We start from the raw sequence: 1,221 nt of genomic DNA, 5'->3' as shown, positions 1-1,221 counted from the left end.
GTACGGCCCCAAGGTCACCCTGATCATCGGCATGGTGATCATCGGCGTCGGCTACGGCGCGGGCATCGGCCTCATGAGCGCGGCCTGGCAGAGCCTGGTCATCGCGGTCGTGCTGGGTGCGGGGATCGGTCTCGCGTACTCGTCGCTGCCCGCGAGACCGGCGTGACCGCGCTCACCCTCGATCACCATCGGGGCAGTGAGGAGCAGCAGCCGGGTTGGGACTACCACGACCCGGAGACCGTCGACCCGGAACTCGGGCTGATGGACACGTTGCCCACGTTCCGCAGGACGCTCCACCGGGCCGGGCTGGAGGAGCACGTGGTCGCTCTCGTGGGGCGGTCGCCGCAGGTGGCGCGGATCTGGGGGACCCCGCTCGGGCTCGTCTACGTCGACGGTGGGCACACGGACGAGCACGCGAACGGTGACTACGAGGGGTGGGCGCCCCATGTCGCCGAGGGCGGGCTGCTGGTCATCCATGACGTGTTCCCGGTCGTCGAGGACGAGTTCACCGGCCAGGCGCCCTACCGCGTGTATCTACGGGCCCTGGAGTCCGGCGCGTTCACGGAGGTCTCGGCGACCGGCTCCCTGCGTGTCCTACGGCGCACCGGTACCGGCATCTGACCTCAACTCGGCAGTCCGGCCAGCCACTTGACCAGGTGCTCGTTGACCTCCGCCGGACGCTCCTGCTGGATCCAGTGCCCGCAGCCCTCCAGGATGTGCGAGCCGCGCAGGCCGGGAAGGGTCACCGGGTAGGCGGCGATCGCGCCGGACAGCCAGGTCGTCGAAGCGTCCAGGGCGCCGCCGAGGAACAGGGACGGCTGGGTGATGGGGGCGCCGTCCAGGTCGGCGAGGTCCTCCCAGTCGCGGTCCATGTTCCGGTAGCGGTTCAGGGCACCGGTCAGGCCCGTCCGCTCGAACTCCCCCGCATAGACGTCGAGTTCCTCACCACCAAGCCAAGCGGGCCGCGCGCCCTCCGTCGGGAAACGCTCCCTCAGCGTCCCTCCCTCGCGGCTCACGAAGTGCGGGTCGGGCGTGCCGGGGGCGGGCATCGTGTCGGCGGAGAACGCGGCGTAGAAGCCGGCCAGCCAGCCGCGCACGTCGGGTTCGATCTCGGCCTCGGCCCGTCCTGGCCGCTGGAAGTAGGAGACGTAGAACTCCTCGTCCCCGCCCATCCCGGCGAAGATCTCGCTGGGGCGCGGGCCGCCGCGCGGGGCGTAGGGG

Annotated in this window: 2 protein-coding genes; one reads left to right on the top strand and one right to left on the bottom strand. The window is 71.3% G+C overall.

All coding sequences use genetic code 11. The annotated features are described in order from the left end of the window. Positions 1-621, top strand: a 621-nt coding sequence (locus ACFWI9_RS34495; RefSeq protein WP_387169291.1) for a class I SAM-dependent methyltransferase, incomplete at its 5' end; no start/stop codon positions are given. A gap of 2 nt (positions 622-623) precedes the next feature. On the opposite strand, the gene ACFWI9_RS34490 is transcribed toward ACFWI9_RS34495, so the two are convergent. Then, the coding region (locus ACFWI9_RS34490; protein WP_387169288.1) for an alpha/beta fold hydrolase at positions 624-1,221 on the bottom strand (598 nt) is incomplete at its 5' end.

The organism is Streptomyces sp. NPDC127084 (assembly GCF_042724175.1).
Classification (GTDB): domain Bacteria; phylum Actinomycetota; class Actinomycetes; order Streptomycetales; family Streptomycetaceae; genus Streptomyces.
The sequence above is the reverse complement of the archived record's forward strand: the minus strand, read 5'-3'. Positions and strand labels throughout refer to the sequence as shown.